The sequence below is a fragment of the Phyllobacterium sp. P5_D12 genome (assembly GCF_054049495.1).
Map to the genome: position 1 here is coordinate 1 of NZ_JBFUMG010000032.1, position 20,289 is coordinate 20,289.

The window sequence follows — 20,289 nt, forward strand, 5'->3', positions numbered from 1 at the left end:
ATGAAATTCCAGGAGATCCAGTATGGTTTGCCGGAGTATGGCAAGTCGTAACCAAGGACAAAAGGTGAGATAATCAGCCACAAACCAATGATGGCCAAGCACCAATCTTGCCAGCGGAATCTGCTCATTCGACATTTCTCCTACGAGCGCCAGTATATTGCGATCACATTAGGGATGTTGAAATTCATCACATTGCGGTGGATCAATTCGAACTAGATGCCCACTCGTCGGGCATATCGACGGATCAGGTTGGCCACGCTCGGCGATACCACACTCAAGTCAACTGAATCTTGGCTGGCAGCCCTGGACTGCTAGCGACACAGGCAGATTTCACGCCACACGCACTTACCGTGATTTCTGGTCGCTACTGGGAAGGCATATCGTCGTCATATAAAATGCGCTCGGAGGCCCCGTCCAAGTCTTCGTACTGCCCGTTCTTCAGGGACCACAGGAACAGAACCAGTCCTGCCAGACCGAGCGCAAGGGAAATGGGGATCAAGTAGAAGAAGTCGCTCATTTTACCACTACCTCCAGCGGCAACTTGAAGCCCAACGGCTTTGTCGTTCCCAGCATTGGCTCGCCCTTGAGCCTGAGCGCGTTGGCCACAACCACTATGGACGACAGGGACATGGCAATCGCCGCGACAAAGGGAGTTGCGTGACCGAGAATTGCGACAGGTAGCGCCACGACATTGTAGCCGATGGCGATGACGAAGTTCTGCCGGATCAATTTACCTGCATCCCGTGCGATCCGATAAGCAAGAAACACGGTTTCGAGGCTGTCTTGAAGAAAAACAAAGTCGGCATTGTTGCGACCAACGTCGGCGGCGGTTGCAGGGGCCATGGATACATGCGCTGCCATGAGAGCGGGCGCATCATTTAAGCCGTCACCGACCATCAGGACCTTCCGGCCCTGCTTTGTCAGCATTTTTATGCGTTCAAGCTTCCCGCCCGGCAGGACGCCCGCCGTGTAATTCGGCATGCCGAGCTGATCAGCAATTTCACGCACCGCGGGTTCGCTGTCGCCGGATATTATCTCCACGGCAATTCCGGCCTTGCGCAATTTCTCGACGAGGGAATGCGCGCCTGGCCGGAGCCTGTCGGAGAAAACGAACGACGCGAGCTTTCGCCCATCGCAAGAAAACACCGTTTCGGCCGGAATTTGTCCCCCATCGTACTTACGGGCGAATGCCGCTCGCCCAAGCCGATAGACCTTGCCCCGAGAGATGCCTTCCAATCCGAGGCCGGGAAATTCCTGTACTTGGTCAAAGTGAACCCGGGAATGGGCTGCGTGTGGTGCGGCAGCGTAAATTGCCTGTGCGGTCGGATGGCGTGAATGGGAAGCAAGCTCCATAGCCATGGAGAAGGCCCTGCGGTCAATCTCGTCGATATTCGTGACCTGCAGTTGCCCCAGCGTGAGCGTCCCCGTCTTGTCGAAGACGACAGTGTCGATCTCATTGAGGCGTTCCATAGCCGATCCGTCTTTGACCATGATCCTGCTTTCGAAGAGCCGGCGCGCAGCCATGACCTGGACCATCGGCACCGCAAGACCGAGTGCGCAAGGGCAGGTGATGATCAAAACAGCAATGGCGACTGTCGCGGCCTGATGCACATCGCCTTGAAAAATCATCCAGCCCACGAAGCTGAGGAGCGACGTCAAGTGAACCGCCGGCGCGTAAAGACGGGAAGCACGGTCGGCAATACGCCGATAAACCGACTTGCCGGATTCGGCGGCTTCCATCAGCCGTATCATTTCGGCGAGAAATGAATCATCGGCAACAGCTGTGGCAACAACGACCAGCGACCCGGTGATATTCAATGTTCCGGCCTGCAGGGCTGCACCCGATTCGACTGGGCGTGGGGCGCTTTCGCCAGTTACGAGCGAGAAGTCTATATCGGAGATACCGCGCTCAACTTCGCAATCGACAGGAACGCGCTCGCCGGCGGTGATCAACAGACGCGTGCCCGGCCGGATCTCTCTCAACGGGAGATATTCATATTCGCCGTCGGCTCCGATCGTCAACGCACCCCGAGGCGACAGTTGTGCGAGCCCCTTCACCGCCGTGCGCGTCCGCTCGCGCATGACATAATCCAGCGTACGCCCGATCAACAGGAAAAACACCAAAGACGTTGCGGCGTCAAAATAGGCGTGTTCGTATCCGTGATAGGTGTCGTAGACGCTGAGGGCAAAGGCCGCGGCGATGCCGATGGAAATCGGCACGTCCATATTGGTTTGCCCGTGCCGGAGCGCGCGCCAGGCGGATCGATAAAACACCCGTCCGGAATAGATGAGCGCGGGCAGGGCTATGCTGGCACAAATCCAATGAAGGATGTTTCGCGTGGAACCTTCTGCACCCGCCCAGACGGAGACTGACAACGACATGATGTTCATGGACGCAAATGCGGCAACCGCCAGAGCCCTGAGCATCCTTGGAAGTTCGCCGTCAGGCTTGGCGGCTTCGGTGGGATCGAAGAGATGCCCATCATAGCCGAGCTGCTTAAGCGCGCCTATCGCATCGGGAGGAGTCCCCCGGTCCGACCAGCGCAGCGCCAAACGTTTGCTCGACAGATTGACCCGCACGTTCTGCACACCGTCAAGCTTTGCCAGTCCCCGCTCGATTTTGTTGATGCAGCCGCCGCAGTGGATCGACGGGACGGAGATTTCCGTCTGCAGGATGCCGTCGCCGATGCTCCGGCTTGCCAGTCTGAATTCTTCGGCCGACGGGGTTGACGGGCGAAAGGCATCGGCGGAAACAACTGTGGTTGCGGGCATACAGCACGTCATATCGCTAATCCGAATCCCGCATCGTTACGTAGGCATGCCAGGTCGCATGACCTAGCAACGGGAAAATGATGACGAAGCCGATCATTCCCGAAAACAACGCGATCACGGTGAGGCTCAGCACAATTGCGCCCCACAGCAGCATGACTGGCAAATTGTTCCAGACGATCGACATGCTCGTTCCCATGGCAGTAAATGCGTCGAATTTCTTGTCCAGCACCATGGGGATGGAGAAGACGCTGATGGCAAAGGCGAAGGCCGCGAAAATCCCGCCGATGGCCACGCCGACCGCCAGCATCGCCACACCCATCGGGGTGCCGAACAGCATGGGGAGGATATGATCCATTCCCGGGAACGGCTTCCAACCAAAGAACAGCGCATACAGAAGCACGGCAGCACGCATCCACAGCAGCATCAGACCCAACAGGACGGTCCCGACGAACAGGACGTGCTGGCTGGTGCCCCTCTCGGGAATCAGCATGGAAGCCAGCGTGACGGGCGACCCCTTGGACAGGCGTCGGCTCTTGACATAGAGGCCTGTGGCAAGTGCGGGGCCGACCACCAGGAAGCCCGCAAGTGCGGGAAAGAGCGCAAAGTCCAGCCTGTAGAAGAGAATTCCGGCAGCGATTGCAAGCGAAATGATTGCTACGCCAGCGCCATAGACAAGACTGGGAAACGGGACCGTCCACAGATCGTGCCAGCCTTGCGCAAACCAAGTCAACGCTTCGCTGGGTGAAAGATGCCTGTTGCGATCGACAGCCTTTGGAAGTGGCGGAACGGTTACGGGAATTTTCATTGGAAGCCTCTCCCTGTGTCGCTTCACTGTGCGGACTTTACTCAACATGCTGAATCCGCTGCGCGGTACGTGCCGTCCTGCTGGCTTTTGACCTTCAGGTGGTCGACGCACTCAGGACGCGACTGAAATGCAACGTAAACCAGATGAATGTTCGCCAGGATGACCACACTCAATCCCAAAGCAACGACGAGAAATATCCAGCGCTTTGGCCATGCGATGATGATGTTCATGACGCGCCTCCCGCCGTCGTCTCGGCTCGGTTTTTCCTTAAATCGAGAAGATAAAGCGTGATGATCTTGATCTGCGCAGGCGTGAGACGTGCACCCCAGCTCGGCATGTGGCCCTGGCGACCGGAAAAGATGGTTTGGTAGATGTCGCCGCGGCTTCCTCCATAAATCCAATATTGGTCGGTAAGGTTGGGAGCACCGCTCTCGACCAAGCCTTTGGCGTCTTTGCCATGACAGGCGACGCAATTGGTGACGAAGAGGTCTTTTCCCTTCGCAATATCTTCCTTGTTTTTGTCGGTGACCATGGCGGGGTCGGACAGCGACGTCACAAAGCCAGCCAGCAGCGAAACCTGTTCCTGCGTCAACATCCCATCGCGGCCAAAGGCAAGCATTTGGGAAACCCGTGTGTTGGGATGGGCACCATTGATGCCGACTGTCACAGTCTGCAACACTGTTTGGGGATCGTCGCCCCATAACATTGGTGACTCTGCGACGTTGGGGAAGCCCTTGTTGCCCCTTGCGTTCGCCCCATGGCAGGCCGCACAGTTGTCGCCGAACAGCGTGCGCCCGTCCTCGCGGACAGTGCGCATCAGGTCGGCGTCGGACTGGATCTGTGCGAGACCTTCCTTTTCGATCCGGGTCATCCAGTTCGCACGTTCTGCGGTGGCTTCTTCGATCGATTTGGCGACCGCCTGCTTCTGGTCAACGCCGAGCAGCCCTTTGAAATACCCGGTCCCATACGGCCAGCTCGGCATCAGAAGGGTCCAGCCCAGCGCGAAGACACCCATGGTGATGAGAAAAAAGTACACAGGTCTCGGAACTGGTGTGTTCAATTCCTTGATGCCATTCCATTCATGCCCGGTCGTTTGATGGCCAGTGAATGGGTCACGTTCGCCTACAGACATGGCCTATCCTCTTCGTCGGATATCACCGCTACCGCGGCATGTTCAAAAGGCTTCTTGTTCGACGGCCAGTATGTGTAGACCAACACACCGATCGACATTGCGATCAGGTAGAACAGTCCGAATGATTTGGAAAAGCCCGTCAGCATCTCGTGATCGATCGTCATTTCACTCCACCTCGTTTTGCGGCGTGGTATGGGCGGCGTCTGTCAGGTGTCCGAGCACCTGAAGGTAGGCCACCAGCGCATCCATTTCGGTAACGGAGCCCTGATTGCCGTCAAACAGGCTCACATCCGTCTTCTCGCCATATCGCTCGATGACGCCAGTGGCCAAATCCGTGTCCGGGTTGGCTTGGCCGACGGCGTCCTTCGGCGCGTTGGCGATCATGTCATCGGTGTAGGGCACGCCCACCGCCCGCAATGCTGCCAGATGCTCGCCAAGGTCACCCGTCTCCAACTGGTTGCGCAGCAGCCAGCGATAGGCAGGCATGTTGGACTCCGGAACCACGTCACGCGGGTTGTTGAGGTGTGCAGTCATCCAGTCGTTGGAATATTTCCCCCCGACGCGGGCCAGATCCGGTCCCGTTCGCTTCGAGCCCCACAGCATGGGATGATCATATTTCGACTCTACCGCCAGTGAATACGGACCGTATCTCTCCACCTCGTCGCGCAACGTGCGGATCATCTGGGAATGGCAGGCATAACAACCTTCCCGGATGTAGATGTTGCGGCCGGCAACCTCGAGTGGCGTGTAGACCCGCATGTMCGGCGCTTTTTCGACGGTCTCGTCGATCGTGAACAGCGGAGCGATTTCGATGAAGCCGCCGATGCTGGCGACGACAATGATGGCGATGACAAATCCGATCGCATTGCGTTCAAGCCGATAGTGAAAATTGAACATTTTCTATTCTCCGGCTTGGGCGATTGGTGTGGCAGGCTCAAGGCCCAAGGGAATGTCCGAGGCAGATTCCGATGCGACGGGTACAGGCGATCGGATCGTCATGACGATGTTGTAGAGAGCAATCACCGCACCCGACAGGAACAGCAGACCGCCAAATGCGCGGGCTATATAGTAGGGGTGCATGGCGACAAGCGAGTCGACAAAGGAATAACTCAAGGTGCCGCTGTCGTTGTAGGTCCGCCACATCAGGCCTTGGATCACGCCGGAATTCCACATCGCGAAGACGTAGACTATCGTTCCGGACAGGGCGAGCCAGAAGTGCCACTCCACCAGCTTGGCCGAATAAAGCGCCGGGCGTTTCCATAGCCAGGGCGTCAGTGCATAGAGCGAGCCGTATGTGATCATGGCGACCCAACCGAGCGCGCCGGCATGAACGTGGCCGATGGTCCAATCGGTGTAGTGGGAGAGTGAGTTGACGGCGCGAATTGCCATGAAGGACCCTTCGAATGTCGCAAGGCCGTAGAAGATCGCAGCCAGCATCATGAAACGAAGTACCGCATCGTCACGCACCTTGTGCCAGGCTCCGTTGAGCGTCAGCAGCGCATTTCCGGCCGATGCCCAGGACGGAACGAGCAGGACCACCGAGAACGCCATTCCAAGGCTCTGAACCCAGTGGGGGAGGGCCGTGTAATGGAGGTGGTGCGAACCCGCCCACATATACATGAAGGTGATGCCCCAGAAGCTGATGATTGAAGTTCTGTAGGAATAGATCGGACGGCCCGCCCGTTTAGGGAGGTAGTAGTACATCATCCCAAGGAAACCCGCCGTCAGGAAGAAGGCCACGGCGTTGTGGCCGTACCACCACTGCGTCATGGCATCCTGCACGCCGGAGAACAGCGAATAGCTTTTGGCGTGTCCAAAGGAGATGGGAACCGCGAGGTTGTTGATGATGTGCAGGAGGGCGACGACCAGGATGAAGGCCATGTAGTACCAATTGGCCACGTAGATGTGCGGCTCCTTACGGCGCAGAAGCGTGCGAATATAGATCGAGAAATAGACGACCCAGACCACGACCAGCCAGATGTCCGCATACCATTCCGGCTCAGCATATTCCTTCGACTGGGTGATGCCCATGAGATAGCCGCTCGCGGCCAGCACGCAGAACAGGTTATAGCCCAACAGCACGAACCATGGACTGAACTGATCCGGCAGGCGCGCGCGGGTTGTCCTTTGAAGAACATGAAATGACGTGGCGATGAGGGCGTTGCCGCCGAAACCGAAAATCACGCCACTGGTGTGGACCGGACGCAGACGGCCGAAGCTTGCCCACGCGGCGTCAATAGTCAGTTCCGGCCAAGCCAGAAGGGCCGCAATCCACACGCCGACGAGCATACCGATCACTCCCCAGACCAACGTCAGGATGATGCCGACCTTGCTGGGTTCATCATAATACTCAGACAGGCGCGCCGGGGATGGCTCAGGGGCGTCGTAGGCGCGCAGCAGCGCCACGGCACCTGCGATTGCGCTGACTGCGATGACCCAGCCGTGCGTCCCGATAAGATCATCGCGCCCCGCAGCGGCCATCGTTACGCCAATACAAAGGAGGATGAGGAACGTAAGCGCTGCCAGTACACGCTCATTGCCAGTCAATTGTGAAATCACTTCGATTGCCCCCGATAATGAAAGCCGTCGCATTGATTGGTTTGGCTGTGATTAGTCCAATCCGCGTGCGTCCTATGTAGAATCCGTTGAGAGCAACCTAGCGTGCTGCCAAATCTCTTCTTTGATCCATGTCAAAGATGCCCGGCCTTATATTGTTGTCGGCCGCCGAGGCCTCACGCCCATTCTCCAGGGACAAACCAAGAGCCGGAACGGTCACGACGTCCTGTTTAGCGCCCAGCTCAAATGACGCGTGCTCTGGCCGCGTCTCGTGTCGGGGAAACGTGTGTGCCAGAAAAAAACCAATGCTTCGTGGCCTCGGATGCGATGAGATACATGATGGTGATGGCAAAGAGCCCGGCCATTATCGGCAGTGGTAATGGCACAAATCCGAACCAGGCCGCGTATGGCAATATAGGTGTCACCACAGCGACCAGGAAAGTGCCCGCCGTCAACCAGACGAGCACCGCGCTTGGCCGACTTTGCCAAAAGGCCTTTCTGGTGCGAACGACGAAAACGATCGCCAGCTCGGTAATAAGGGACTCGATGAACCAGGCAGTCTGGAACGTCTGGGCTGTCGCGTGGGCAACAAAAATCAAGAAGCCGAATGTCAAGAAATCAAAAAAGCTGCTGACAAGGCCAAAGGTCAGCATGAAGCGCCGGACAAAGGCAATGTCCCAATGTCTTGGCATCCTGGTCTGTTCCTCATCGACATTGTCGGTTGAGATGGCAAGCGAGGGCAAGTCCGATAGGAAATTGTTCAGGAGTATCTGCTTGGCAAGCAAGGGGAGGAATGGCAAAAACAGGGAGGCCAGTGCCATGCTCACCATGTTGCCAAAATTAGCGCTGGTCGTGATCGAAATGTATTTCATCGTGTTGGCGAAGGTCTTCCTACCATCATCGACGCCACGCCCGAGTACACCAAGATCRCGTTCAAGTAGAATGATGTCGGCCGCCTCCCGTGCAACATCGACTGCACTGTTGACGGAAATACCGACGTCGGCAGCGTGCAGGGCGGGCGCATCATTGATACCGTCGCCGAGATATCCGACCACGTGGCCCCGGCTTTGCAGGGCCTCGACAATCCGCTCTTTCTGATTGGGGTCGATTTCAACAAAAAGGTCCGTTTTTGAGGCAACTGCAAACAGTGCATGCTTGGTCATGCGTGCCAGTTGCTGACCTGTGATGATGTTCTTCTTGGCAAGACCAATCGTTTCGGCGAGATGCGCAGCCACGTAGCGGTTGTCTCCGGTGATGACCTTGATGCCGATGCCTCTTCTGGTCAGCGAGGCAAGCGTTGCGGCCATGTCTCGCTTCGGCGGATCAAGGAAAAGTAGAAAGCCCGCAAAACAAAGATCTGTTTCGTCTTGCCGCGTGAACACGCGATCGGGACTGAGCCGGCGGATTGCAAGGCCGAGCACGCGATAGCCTTGACCGCTCCACGTCTTGAATCGCGTCTCAATGTCTGTACGAATGCGGGCGTCGATCGGTCGAACGCCCTTTGTAGTCAGGACGGACGTACAAACCTCCAAGACGTTTTGGACGGCTCCTTTGCAGATGACCAAATTCTCGTTGGACTCCAGCCCTCGGACAATCACGGAAAGACGCTTTCGTATGAAGTCGTAAGGGATCTCGTCGACCTTGGCGTAGTGCGCAAGACAATCCGTTGCGTCTTCGGCGTTGGCGATAGACTCATCGAGAGGGTTTTTTAGTCCTGTCTGGAGCGTTGCATTCAGCCGGGCCCAGACTGCGACCTGCTGCGATGCTTTTCCCTCCACATCGAGACACCCGTCCAGATGTATGACGCCTTCCGTGAGAGTACCCGTCTTGTCAGTGCAAAGCAGATCCATGCTTCCGAGGTTCTCGATTGCATCGAGCCTCCGGACCACCACGCCGGCCTTGGCCATTGCACGTGCGCCTCGTGCCAATGTGACGCTTATGATTGCGGGCAGAAGTTCGGGCGTGAGACCCACGGCTAACGCCAGCGAGAAGAGCAGTGAATCGATCAGCGGGCGATGAAGAAGAAGATTCGCGAAAAGGACCAGGATGACGATCGCCAACATGATCTCGGTCATGAGATAACCGAAGCGACGGATGCCTCTTGCAAATTCGGTTTCCGGAATTCGCCGCTCAATGACAGCCGCGATGCTGGCGAACTCGGTTTGTCTTCCCGTCTTGACGACTAGAACAGTCGCGGTCCCGCTGCGAACCGATGTACCTGTAAAGACGCTGTTGCTACGGACCGCGAGGCCTGCAGCTACGTCTGATATGCCCGGCGATTTCACTGCCGGAAAGGTCTCGCCCGTAAGCGCCGACTCGCTCACGTTGAAGTCGCGGGCCTCCAGAATGATGCCGTCTGCCGGAATAAGGTTGCCAGCCGAAAGATGGAGGACGTCTCCCGGTACGATGTCGTTCGCTGAGACGCTGATTTCTGCCCCGTCGCGCATGACCGTGGCCTTGCGGGCAACTACCTCTCTTAAGGCTTGTACTGCTTTCGAGGCTCCGTATTCCTGTGTAAAGCTCAGCAGACAACTTGCCAGGACGATGGCGGTGATGATGATTGACTCATGCCCTTCACCAACGGCGGCCGACGCGCCAGCGGCAAAGACAAGAATAAGCACGAGAGGGCTGCGAAACTGACGCGCCAGTGTGGCAATTGCGGATGTTCCAGAGGCTTCGCTGAAAGAATTGGGCCCGACCGCGGCCAGTCTTTTCTTTGCTTCTATTGAGGCAAGTCCCTCTGATGTCGTTGTGAGTTCACTCATCAACTGACCTGCAGGGCGAGACCAATATGCATCGCCGAGGGCGATATCCCTGGACATTTTAGAATCTGGTGCCGATCGGAATAGCATTCGCTACACAGCTTTCAAGTTCAAAGAGGGAATTCGTTCCCATCGTCGGAGCTCTTACCGATAGTCTTCCCGCCGACGGCGGCATTGATCCGTATCAAGTATGCCCAAGGACCACCGTCCTTGATGCGGATCAAAGATGAAGATGAGTTAATGTGCATGATCCAGCGCAAGTCATAAGGAAATTGCGCATGAGCGTTCGAAACCTGGAACACGCATTTCACCCGAAATCCGTTGCGCTGATCGGTGCGTCGGACAAAGCAGGATCGGTCGGCAGCATCGTCATGCGCAACCTTGTGAGCGGAGGATTCGAAGGTGAGATATGGCCAGTCAATCCTAAGTACAAAATGGTCGAGGGTCGAACCTGTTATCCTAAAGTGGAAGATATCCCGGGCCTCCCGGGTTTGGCCATCATTGTCACACCCTCACAGACGGTTCCCGGCCTCATCCGCGATCTGGGGGAAAAAGGTACCCGCGCGGCCGTCGTCATTACTGCCGGCCTCAATGGCACGAACGGGTTGAGGCAGGAAATGCTCGATGCTGCGAAGCCTTACCTCTTACGCATCATCGGACCCAATACAGTCGGTCTGCTGCTGCCGCCAGTTAAACTAAATGCCAGTTTCGCCCACATGAATGCCCAGCCCGGTAAGATCGCGCTGCTGTCGCAATCGGGCGCGATCGCAACGTCGCTTATCGATTGGGCTGCCGACAATCAGATCGGTTTTTCGCAAATCGTGTCACTTGGAGGCATGGCGGATGTTGACGTCGCAGATTGCCTCGACTTGCTGGCAGGAGATGCCGGGACAAAGGCGATCGTCATGTATCTGGAATCGATTCCGCATCCGCGCAAATTCATGTCCGCCGCCCGGGCTGCTGCCCGCCTCAAACCTGTCATTGCAATCAAGCCTGGACGGCATAACGCGGCCGCAAAAGCTGCCGCAACGCACACAGGTGCCTTGTCGGGTGCCGACCGGGTGGTCGACGCCGCGTTGCGACGAGCCGGGGTACTGCGCGTCAGCGGACTGGCGGAACTGTTCGATGCGACGGAAACCCTTTCAAGATTTGCTTTGCTGGAGCGGGTGCGGGTGGGTATCGTCACCAATGGTGGCGGCGTAGGCGTTCTCGCGGTCGACCAGTTAATGGACAACAAGGGCGAGCTGGCAGAGCTTTCGGCGATCACACTGGAGCGCCTTGATCAGTGTCTGCCGCAAATTGGTCACATGCCAATCCAGTGGACATCGTCGGCGACGCCCCGCCCGAACGGTTCAAGGCTGCGGTAGAGGCTGTTGCCGCCGATCCCGGAACCGACGCCATTTTGGTGCTCAATTGTCCGACCGGACTGGCGTCGCCCATTGCCGCCGCCACCGCTGTTGCTTCGTTGGCTAGTTCCGGAATGATTGCCGGCAAACCCGTTTTTGCCTGCTGGCTCGGTGAGCGTGTGGCCCGTGAAGGTCGCCGTGTGCTCGTCGACGCCGGGATCGCAAGCTACGAAACGCCGGCGGCAGCCGCCAATGCGATATCCTATCTTTCCGACTGGTCACACGCACAACAGGCGTTAATGCGTGTTCCCGACAGTCGGCACGATGATAAGCGCTTTGATCGCGAGGCCGTTTACCGTCTCTTTCACCGGGCAGCGGCCGAAGGCCGCCGCATGCTGACTGAACCGGAAGCCAAGGCGGCAATTGCAGCATACGGAATTCCAGTTCCCCGGACCCTTGTGGCGCGGACGGTTGATGAGGTGGAGCATGCTGCCGGCGAATTACTGTCAGTAGGCGGCAACGTTGTGGTGAAATTGCTTTCCAAATCGCTCACCCACAAATCAGATGTCGGCGGCGTGGTGCTGGATATTGCAACGCCGGGAGCGGCGCGTGAAGCAGCGGTCGCAATCGGCGCGCGCGTCAAGGCCCTCAGTCGCGATGCAGACGGCGACGGTTTTGCAGTTCAGCCGATGGTCATGCGCAAAAACGCGCAGGAATTGATCCTGGGTATGAGCCACGATCCTGTTTTCGGCCCGGTGATCTTATTCGGAGCCGGCGGCACCGGGGTGGAACTGGTTGATGATACAGCCGTCAGCCTACCGCCGCTCGATAACGTCCTTGCAGGCGATCTGATCGACAGAACACGCATCGGCCGTCTGCTGGCTGGATTTCGCGACCGCCCGGCCGCCGACAGGGCGTGCATAGTCGATGCGATCAGCGCCGTGTCGCAAATGATCGTCGACTTTCCATGCTTGATTTCGATGGATATCAATCCGCTTCTTGCCGACGCTGACGGTGTAGTTGCACTTGATGCGCGGATTGAAATTGATCCAAATGGATTGAAGCGATCCGGTCCCAATCCCGGTCTCGCCATCCGGCCTTATCCGTCGAATTGGGCGCGAGACGTGACGCTCGATGGAACAACGTACCACTTGAGGCCGATCCGACCGGACGATGTGGGTCTGTATCCGCCTTTTCTGTCGAAGGTATCGGCGCACGACCTTCGCTTGCGCTTTCTTGCTCCGCGCCCGACGTTTTCCGATGATAGTCTGCGTCGTCTCACACAGCTTGATTATGACCGCGACATGGCTTTCGTGGCCTTGAACAAACCAAGCGGGGAACTGGCCGGGATAGCTCGACTCAACTCCGATCCGGATCACGAAATCGCAGAATACGCAGTCCTTGTCAGAACCGACTTGCAGGGGCAGGGCCTTGGTTGGGAATTGCTCCGTCAATTGATCAATTTTGCAAGAGCGGACGGGGTGAAACAGATTGAAGGGTTCATACTCAGCGAGAACAAGAAGATGCTGACATTGTGCCGAGAATTTGGATTTTCAATCTTACACCATCCATCAGATCAAAGTCTCATGCTGGCAACGCTCAATCTGCAGCGAGCCTGATGACACGGTCGACGTTCAGCTCGACAGGAATCGACTGAAACTCTCTTCTGCGAGGAGGGAACGCGTGACGCCGCCAAAAACCAATTCCCGTACCCTGCTGTGGCCGTATGCGCCTGAGACGACCAGTTCCGCGCCCATCTGTCTGGCGAAACGAAGAAGGCTTTCGCTCTCGTGTCTGTCCTTGATGATCTCGCTTCGCGCGGTCACGCCATGACGGCGAAGGAATGCGCAAACGTCGTCGATGCTCTCCTGAGTGAGAATGTCCGCGCCCCGGTCGACCGTCACGACCACCACCTCGCTGGCTTGGCACAACAACGGAAGGGCATCGACAACAGCGCGGCGCGCTTCGCGGGTGTCCTTCCACGCAATCAGGGCGGTATTGGTAAAAATGCGCCTCGCGCCCTTTGCCGCAACGAGGACGGGCCGACCAGCTTGCAGCACGAGATTGCCCAAATTGATGAAGCGCTCGGGATGACCGAGGGTAAAATCGTCTTCACACCCCGTGACAATCAGGTCGGCCACCCTCGACATTTCAATAATGAGCCGAGTTGGATTGGCGACACCATCGCGCCATTCGCGCGAGACGTTGGTTCCTGCATGACTCTCAAATTCACGACGCAAATTTTTCATCCGTAGCTCGATTTCTTCGCGTTCGTGAGCCATGTCGCCGTCGGTCACCACACCTTCGGGCCATGCCATCGGAGCTGATGGAACCGCAGCTGCAAAGCCAATCAGGTGAGAGTTGAATCGAGCAGCGAGATTGATCGCGTAGTCCATGAGCGGCGCAACCGGACCGTCGATGTTGAGATTGGCGAGTATGGTTCTGTAGGACATCGCTGTCACCTTTCAAAAATACGGGTTCTTGCAGCGCCGGATGACCTATGGCTTTTCCACCAAGGTTATCCGGTAGGGACGCATGGCGTTGCCATTGCCGATGGAGATGTATTCGCCTGGGACAAAGCGTTCGTCACTCAGATGAAAGGCAAGTTCGTCGTCGGAGACGCCTTGTGCGTAGTCGAAATACCATTGACCGCCTGGTTTCCTTCGCAGCCTGCCAATCAAGTCCTCGCCCTTGGGGCGAAAGCGGCGGACGCGGCACAGGCTCTGGTTTTCTTTCCACTCCACGGCGTCAAGCTGTCCGTACTCGTCGAGAGGCACCAGCAAATCATAGCCTTCGTGGGAATCGCCCGCCGGATGACCTTTCTCGCGTGCCAACACCAGCCGCACATGGCGGAATTTGGAAGTCAGTTCTGTCAAATTGACCATCGTAAATCTCCTTGTTGGTGTGGAATCACTATCGAACAAATTTTCGGCGCGCTTTGATCCAGCGCAAGGAGCCCTGCAATGCTACGGCCTACGCTCAAGACTTGGACGTAAGGTTCCTCAAACAAGGATCGCTGCCATGTCGTGCAGGAGCGTATTTAGTGTCATCGGGATAGATCAGTGTGACCGCGACATTTTGAATGCCATGCACCTCTGTAAGGAGCAGGACGCGCATCTGAGTGTCCTCATCGTGTCGCTTGCACCTACTCCGATCGGTGGCTATGGGGTTGTGGTTTCCGGAGCATGGTTGCTGGAGCGCGAGGCAGATATTGCTGCGATGAAGAAGCGCGAAAAGCAAATCATATCGCTTGTCCAGACTGCCGGCCTCAAGGCTGACGTCGACAGTTACTATTGCGAACGGGAATGGGCGGAGGAAATCATCGGGCAGCGTGCRCGATTTTCGGACCTCACCATTATCGGTCCAGATCTTCTGCACCAGCCTGCGCTGAAAACGCCTGTATTAAGCGAGCTCTGTTCCATTCCGGAAGGCCGATCTTGGTAGTGCCGACGGGCGCGCGTGCCACCTTGCGTCCGCACAACGTCATGCTTGCCTGGGACGGGCGGATCGAGGCTGTGCGTGCGGCGCGTGAAGCCGTCAATGTCATGGCAACCGCCGTGGACGCCCACGTCGCGATAGTCGATGGCGATTCAAACGACGTGCCAGATGGCAGTCCACGAGCAAACATTGCCGCCTACCTGGCCAGACATGGCATAAAGGTGAAGATTGATCGGTTGCGCACATGCGGCATGTCGGTCGCGGACCTTTTGAAACAGCATGCGAGCGAAATCTCCGCCGACCTGATCGTCATGGGCGCATACGGACACTCGCGCCTGCGCGAGCGGCTTTTTGGGGGCGTAACCAAGACCATGATCGAAACATCGCCAATCCCCGTTTTCATGATGCGCTGACAGTTTCTTACCAAGGTGACGAGATGAATATGCCGCAACCCATTGCCCGCTCAGGGATATCGTCAAGCCCAACGCATGCGGGGCCGACCAGTGCCGAGGCGAAGCGTCAACTTGACAAATATGGTCCCAACACATCCCGGAAGACGCCAGCAGGTCGGTATTCGCTATCGCGAGAGAAATTTTGACCGAACCGATGTTGTTGCTCCTCGTTGTGGCGGCAGCGCTTTATCTCTTGATTGGCGATCTTGCGGAAGGTCTCCTGCTGGCTGGCTTTGCTATCCTCACCATCGGGCTCATCTTTTATCAGCAGCAGCGGAGCGAAAACGCGCTTGCGGCGCTGCGGATGCTGGGCGCACCAACGGCGCGGGTCTTCCGCGAGGGCAAGGAGTGCACCATTGGAGCGAACGAAGTCGTGGCAGGAGACGTCATGCTGCTCGATGAAGGGGAACGCGTTCCAGCCGACGGGATTTTGATAAGCAACTCAGGGTTGGTTGTCGATGAATCACTCTTGACGGGAGAGAGTGTTCCCGTCCGCAAGCGGGCAGGCGAAGGCGGTCAGTTGGCTGCCGAGCCTGGAGGCGACGACCAGCCATTCGTCTATTCCGGAACCCTTGTCGTCAAGGGCCATGGAGCGGCGACTGTGTTAGATACCGGGCCACGAACCCGTGCGGGACGGATCGGCGTCTCGTTGGCTTCGATCGTTGTGGAAAGGACCCGGCTCCAGATCTCGGTGAACCGTATCGTTCGGCTTTTCGGAGGACTGGCCGCGATCGTGTGCTGCGCTTTGGTTATCTTTTACGGTGTCTATCGCGAGGACTGGCTGCAAGGCGTCCTCTCAGGCATCGCGCTTGCCATGGGCATGCTGCCGGAAGAATTCCCGGTCGTTTTGACAATTTTTCTGGCCATCGGCGCATGGCGGCTGGCACGCATCAAGGTATTGGCCCGCCGGCCGGCCGTCATCGAAACTCTTGGAGCCGCGACCGTTCTTTGCGTGGACAAGACCGGGACGCTCACCGAAAACCGCATGCGTGTCCGTCACCTCGACATCTTGACCGACCAACTCGAAGTTGAGCCAGACTTACGTGACTTACCGTACGCCTTCCGACCGCTCGTAAATTCTGCTTGGCTCGCGACTCGCCACGCATCCATCGATCCGATGGACAGGGCGGTTGCAGGACTGGCATCGCGGGCCGGAGAATATCAAACGATGGATTGGCCCATGGTTCGCGAGTACGGTCTCAAGCCGGAACTGTTGGCAATGTCTATCGCTTGGAAGGATCACGCCGGGCATTTTGCGGTCGCCTGCAAGGGCGCACCGGAGGCCATCATTGATCTATGTCATCTCACAGATGAAAAAGCAGCAAGGATCATGGAACATGTTCAGGCCATGGCCGAAAAGGGCTTGCGTGTGCTCGGCGTCGGCATCGGGACGACTACGCGGGATGATTTGCCTAATTCACAACACGACTTCGATTTTACCTTTGCCGGGCTGGTCGGATTCGAGGATCCTTTGCGGCCAACTGTGCCTGTGGCGGTGAGAGAAGCATTCCGCGCGGGAATTTCGGTCAAAATGATCACAGGTGATTATCCAGCGACGGCATTGGCAATCGCCTTTGCTGCCGGCATTGACACCAAAGATGGCGCTGTCACTGGCGACGAACTCGAACGTGCGGACGATGCAGAGATGAAGCGGCTGGTTTCCTGCGCAAATGTCTTTGCCCGCATCATGCCCGAGCAAAAGCTGCGAATTGTCGAAGCTCTCAAACGCCAGGGTGAGATCGTTGCCATGACTGGCGATGGCGTTAACGATGCGCCAGCACTCAAGGCGGCACATATCGGCATTGCAATGGGAAAGCGTGGCACAGACGTTGCCCGCGAAGCGGCAGGGATAGTGCTGCTAGACGAAGATTTTGGAAGTATTGTCAGCGCAGTCAAGATGGGAAGGCGCATCTTCGACAATCTGCGGAAGGTGATGATTTACATTTCCGCGGTCCACGTCCCGATCGCTGGGTTGGCGCTTGTACCTCTGGTTGCAGGCATGCCGCCACTTTTCTTTCCGGCGCATGTTGTGGTGATCGAGATGATCATCGACCCGATGTGCTCGATTGTTTTTGAACGCACGCCGGCTGAGCGAGATATTATGATGCGACCGCCGCGGTCGGTCGAAGATCCGCTTGCAGGCATTCCTCAGATTATCTTTGGCCTTCTCCAGGGCAGCGTGCTCCTCATCGTTTGCCTTGCGCTTTACCATGGACTGTTGTTGCAGGAAGCATCGGTCGAAACGGCCCGAACCGCTGCTTTCATTGCCGTAACGGCCGGGAACTTGTCGCTGGCCTTGGTGAACAGCAGCCGCGAGACGGTCATTCTGCACATGTTTGAACGCGGTCGAATGACATTCTGGATCGCCGCGGCGATAGCAGTGTCGGTTGTTTCAATTTGCATTGTCCAACCCAATCTGGCCGAACTATTCGGATTCACCAGGCCCGAAATCGGACAGGCCTCGCTCGCCGCAGGAGCCGGAGTGGTTGCGGTGTTGCTGTTCGACGTGGTGAAGTTTCTACCTGCTGTCCGACGAATTATCGGCTAGGAGGAAGATTGGCTGATGCAGCGTGCAGCCGATGATGTTTCGAAAGCTTTTACCGTTGGCCCCTGAACCATGACAAGAGCGTTGGCCAGAAGGCCAATGCTGCGACGCAGATCGTGATCAGGGCCAGCATCACAAACATCTGCAGGACCCCAAAGTTTGTAGCGTCGCGCGCCACGAACCATCCGGTGATCACCCCGGCGACAATCAACAGCAAGCGAACGAACCATCCAAACATCACTGTTACTCGCCCGCCAAATCGCGTTCTTTGGTGAGGGCTTGCGAGAAGTCGTCGACAAAGCGCTTGATCTCAGTCCAATTGGTCAGCTCGTAATCGTGTTTTGTGTCAATCGGTCCGCCCTCGGCCGACGCGATGCGCTTGAGCATCCAGCGCTTGAAAAAGTCGTACTCCGTATACTTGAGTGCGCCGGCACAGTGTAGGACAAATCGAGGCTTCCATCCCGTCTCATCCGCAAGCCTGACCGGACAATTTCTCGCCTCAGTCCTTTCCTCCTCATCGGCACTTGCAATAGAGAGCGACACGGAAATGAAGGCTGACGGCATGTCGTTGAGAACCGTATCCCAATCATGGACATAGTGGACAAATGGAGACGGATAGCGACCAATATGAACAGGCGCGCACAGGATCGCGCCATCGCTTGTGCCCGGGTCCGCAAATCCGACCTGGTTTGCATCGGTCAGCATGACCATGTGGCCTTGCGTCTCTAGGTGGCTGGCAACCGCTTCGGCGATTTTTCGGGTCTGACCCTCAATCGTGGAATAAAGCACCAGGAATTTCATGGCGAGTCCTCTGACATTGATCATCCGGGATTTATTTTCCGGGTGTTGCAAGCCTCGGTGATATACGAGCCGCCCGCATTGATTCGCATCAAACTCCAGTGAAACGTGGTCGGAACACAGTGCTGTAGCAGCGTTTGGCGTGAAAAGGTCTCACTGTAACGCCCGACGGAAATGGGTCGAGGTTCCTCCTGACAAAAGTGGGCGGGTTTCGGAAATCGCACGTCATTGTAATGGGCGGCAAAGTTCATCTGTCGGGACTCGTCGGCTCGGAAGGAGAACGCAAGGCGCTTAGGGCCCGTCGTGCGGGCGAGTCAGTCTCCTGCCGATATCAAATGATGATCGATCCTGGACATAACTTCTTCGTTGGCCTGGATGGTATTCTGATAGCGCATCACCATCCCGTTGCACATTGCTGTCCATGCTCGACTGCCCGGCGTTTTACCCAAAGCAAGCATTTCTTGAATGTCTCTAACAAGCGCTTCGGCATCTTCATTTACCTTGGCGAGCCGATCCCTCAAATCGTGCAAGTCCATTTTCTCCTCCATGTCATAGTGCGTTGATTTCCCGGATAAAATCTCGGTCAAATCGCAGCCCAAAATATAGCGCCAAACGTGTCTCACACATTGATCTAGCGCAATGCGGCCTTGCGGGCTTGCCTCTAATGCTTGGTCACGAAATCGCTGCGTCATTCGGAGGGATCAAAATGCATTTCAAGAGCCTGCTGAGCATCGTAGAGGTCAATCAAACCGACAACGACTTAAAGATTGCAATTGACCTCTGTTCGGAAATTAACGCCCAACTGTCGGTGATGGTTTTCGCTGTCGCCTCTTTGCCGCCAATCGGGGACTATCCCATTGGGACCGCCGATGTATGGGTGAAGGAGCGCCATCGGGATCTCGCGGCTCTGAAAAGCAGGGTCGAGGACATGGAAATGCTTGTCAGGGATGCCAGCATTTCGGCTACTATAACAGATGAATATCCCGAACCCGCACGACTTGGGCACATCGCTGGTAGACACGCGCGCTACGCAGATGCGACTTTTATTGGTCCCGATTTATTGGCCCATGAAACATTGAAAGGTAAAATTATCGACGGAGCCTTGTTTGAGTCCGGTCGACCGATTTTTCTGATTCCGCACGGCACCAAGCCGACGCTGCGTCCGAAACGTGTCTTACTCGCCTGGGATTCTGGCGTAGAATGCGCGAGAGCAGCTCGCGAGGCCCTTGACATCATGGCATCTGCTGAAGCGGTGCATGTGACCATAGTTGATCCCGACACCAGTTCGATCGCCAATGGTCCAGAACCGGGTGCTGACATCGCCGCCTATCTCGCCCATCACGGAATCAAGGTTGACGTGGACCGTCTTCCGAGCGGAGGCGAACCGATCGCCGATGTTCTCAAACAACATGCAACAGACATCTCTGCCGATCTCGTCGTCATGGGTGGGTACGGACATTCGCGCACGCGGGAGTGGATATTTGGTGGTGTGACCAGATCCATGATCGAGGATCCCAGCGTGCCCATCCTCATGGCACGTTGAAGAGGGAAATCGTAACAGCGCGAACAGGGAGCAGTTCACCATGCAAATTACCGAGATGAACCAATTCGAAATCATGCAGGTGATCGAGAACGCGACCGTGGGACGGCTGGCCTGTGCACATGACGGCCAGCCCTACATTG

At 56.8% G+C, this 20,289-nt stretch carries 19 protein-coding genes and 1 pseudogene; 5 read left to right on the forward strand and 15 right to left on the reverse strand.

Annotation, left to right across the window (positions count from 1 at the left end; all coding sequences use genetic code 11):
* The 10 genes from ACXJ5O_RS04350 to mgtA all read right to left on the reverse strand — a co-directional run.
* On the reverse strand, nucleotides 1-128 hold a 128-nt coding region (locus tag ACXJ5O_RS04350), incomplete at its 3' end, for an SPW repeat domain-containing protein (protein ID WP_457298838.1).
* Between the two features lie 236 nt (nucleotides 129-364).
* Nucleotides 365-517: a cbb3-type cytochrome oxidase assembly protein CcoS gene (ccoS, locus tag ACXJ5O_RS04355; protein ID WP_112531976.1), complete on the reverse strand. Its 153-nt coding sequence runs from the start codon at nucleotides 515-517 to the stop codon at nucleotides 365-367.
* Entirely contained in the window at nucleotides 514-2,772 is a 2,259-nt protein-coding gene (locus ACXJ5O_RS04360) for a cation-translocating P-type ATPase (protein ID WP_457298822.1), read from the reverse strand. The genes ccoS and ACXJ5O_RS04360 overlap by 4 nt, the downstream gene beginning before the upstream one ends.
* A gap of 16 nt (nucleotides 2,773-2,788) precedes the next feature.
* Nucleotides 2,789-3,577 (reverse strand): DUF2189 domain-containing protein, encoded by a 789-nt coding sequence (locus ACXJ5O_RS04365; protein ID WP_457298823.1) that lies wholly within the window; start codon nucleotides 3,575-3,577, stop codon nucleotides 2,789-2,791.
* Nucleotides 3,578-3,618: 41 nt separating this feature from the next.
* Nucleotides 3,619-3,807 (reverse strand): hypothetical protein, encoded by a 189-nt coding sequence (locus tag ACXJ5O_RS04370; protein ID WP_457298824.1) that lies wholly within the window; start codon nucleotides 3,805-3,807, stop codon nucleotides 3,619-3,621.
* The gene (gene ccoP / locus ACXJ5O_RS04375) at nucleotides 3,804-4,709 is read right to left on the reverse strand and encodes a cytochrome-c oxidase, cbb3-type subunit III (protein ID WP_457298825.1); all 906 of its coding nucleotides are present in this window, start codon (nucleotides 4,707-4,709) and stop codon (nucleotides 3,804-3,806) included. The genes ACXJ5O_RS04370 and ccoP overlap by 4 nt, the downstream gene beginning before the upstream one ends.
* On the reverse strand, nucleotides 4,700-4,873 hold the full coding sequence (locus tag ACXJ5O_RS04380; RefSeq protein WP_457298826.1) for a cbb3-type cytochrome c oxidase subunit 3: 174 nt from the start codon (nucleotides 4,871-4,873) through the stop codon (nucleotides 4,700-4,702). Before ACXJ5O_RS04380 ends, ccoP begins: the two co-directional genes overlap by 10 nt.
* Before the next feature lies 1 nt (nucleotide 4,874).
* Nucleotides 4,875-5,606: a cytochrome-c oxidase, cbb3-type subunit II gene (ccoO, locus tag ACXJ5O_RS04385; protein ID WP_457298827.1), complete on the reverse strand. Its 732-nt coding sequence runs from the start codon at nucleotides 5,604-5,606 to the stop codon at nucleotides 4,875-4,877.
* 3 nt (nucleotides 5,607-5,609) lie between these two features.
* Nucleotides 5,610-7,301, reverse strand: a complete 1,692-nt coding sequence (ccoN, locus tag ACXJ5O_RS04390) for a cytochrome-c oxidase, cbb3-type subunit I (RefSeq protein WP_457298828.1) — start codon at nucleotides 7,299-7,301, stop codon at nucleotides 5,610-5,612.
* A gap of 206 nt (nucleotides 7,302-7,507) precedes the next feature.
* Entirely contained in the window at nucleotides 7,508-10,087 is a 2,580-nt protein-coding gene (mgtA, locus tag ACXJ5O_RS04395; RefSeq protein ID WP_457298829.1) for a magnesium-translocating P-type ATPase, read from the reverse strand.
* A gap of 218 nt (nucleotides 10,088-10,305) precedes the next feature.
* On the opposite strand from mgtA, the pseudogene ACXJ5O_RS04400 reads away from it, so the two are divergent.
* Nucleotides 10,306-12,992 (forward strand): annotated as a pseudogene (locus ACXJ5O_RS04400) (bifunctional acetate--CoA ligase family protein/GNAT family N-acetyltransferase).
* A gap of 15 nt (nucleotides 12,993-13,007) precedes the next feature.
* Here the strand turns inward: ACXJ5O_RS04400 and ACXJ5O_RS04405 are convergent.
* Nucleotides 13,008-13,826 carry a universal stress protein gene (locus ACXJ5O_RS04405; RefSeq protein ID WP_457298830.1) on the reverse strand — a complete coding sequence of 273 codons (819 nt, stop codon included), beginning with the start codon at nucleotides 13,824-13,826 and terminating at the stop codon, nucleotides 13,008-13,010.
* A gap of 45 nt (nucleotides 13,827-13,871) precedes the next feature.
* A complete protein-coding gene (locus ACXJ5O_RS04410) occupies nucleotides 13,872-14,258 on the reverse strand; it encodes a hypothetical protein (protein WP_457298831.1) in 387 nt (128 codons plus the stop codon).
* Between the two features lie 136 nt (nucleotides 14,259-14,394).
* On the opposite strand from ACXJ5O_RS04410, the gene ACXJ5O_RS04415 reads away from it, so the two are divergent.
* From ACXJ5O_RS04415 to ACXJ5O_RS04425, 3 genes are all read left to right on the forward strand, one after another.
* Nucleotides 14,395-14,817 carry a hypothetical protein gene (locus tag ACXJ5O_RS04415; RefSeq protein WP_457298832.1) on the forward strand — a complete coding sequence of 141 codons (423 nt, stop codon included), beginning with the start codon at nucleotides 14,395-14,397 and terminating at the stop codon, nucleotides 14,815-14,817.
* Nucleotides 14,817-15,224: a universal stress protein gene (locus ACXJ5O_RS04420; RefSeq protein ID WP_457298839.1), complete on the forward strand. Its 408-nt coding sequence runs from the start codon at nucleotides 14,817-14,819 to the stop codon at nucleotides 15,222-15,224. Before ACXJ5O_RS04415 ends, ACXJ5O_RS04420 begins: the two co-directional genes overlap by 1 nt.
* A gap of 181 nt (nucleotides 15,225-15,405) precedes the next feature.
* Nucleotides 15,406-17,811, forward strand: coding sequence for a cation-translocating P-type ATPase (locus ACXJ5O_RS04425; protein ID WP_457298833.1), 2,406 nt, complete (start codon nucleotides 15,406-15,408; stop codon nucleotides 17,809-17,811).
* 49 nt (nucleotides 17,812-17,860) lie between these two features.
* Here ACXJ5O_RS04425 and ACXJ5O_RS04430 read toward each other — a convergent pair whose 3' ends face one another.
* The 3 genes from ACXJ5O_RS04430 to ACXJ5O_RS04440 all read right to left on the reverse strand — a co-directional run bounded on the left by ACXJ5O_RS04430 (nucleotide 17,861) and on the right by ACXJ5O_RS04440 (nucleotide 19,298).
* Entirely contained in the window at nucleotides 17,861-18,046 is a 186-nt protein-coding gene (locus ACXJ5O_RS04430) for a hypothetical protein (RefSeq protein WP_457298834.1), read from the reverse strand.
* A 5-nt stretch (nucleotides 18,047-18,051) separates the two neighbouring features.
* Nucleotides 18,052-18,633 (reverse strand): flavodoxin domain-containing protein, encoded by a 582-nt coding sequence (locus ACXJ5O_RS04435; protein WP_457298835.1) that lies wholly within the window; start codon nucleotides 18,631-18,633, stop codon nucleotides 18,052-18,054.
* A gap of 287 nt (nucleotides 18,634-18,920) precedes the next feature.
* Complete coding sequence (locus ACXJ5O_RS04440) at nucleotides 18,921-19,298, reverse strand: hypothetical protein (protein WP_457298836.1); 378 nt, start codon at nucleotides 19,296-19,298, stop codon at nucleotides 18,921-18,923.
* Nucleotides 19,299-19,312: 14 nt separating this feature from the next.
* Between ACXJ5O_RS04440 and ACXJ5O_RS04445 the strand changes: the two genes are divergently transcribed.
* Entirely contained in the window at nucleotides 19,313-20,149 is an 837-nt protein-coding gene (locus tag ACXJ5O_RS04445; protein WP_457298837.1) for a universal stress protein, read from the forward strand.
* Nucleotides 20,150-20,289: the final 140 nt, after the last annotated feature.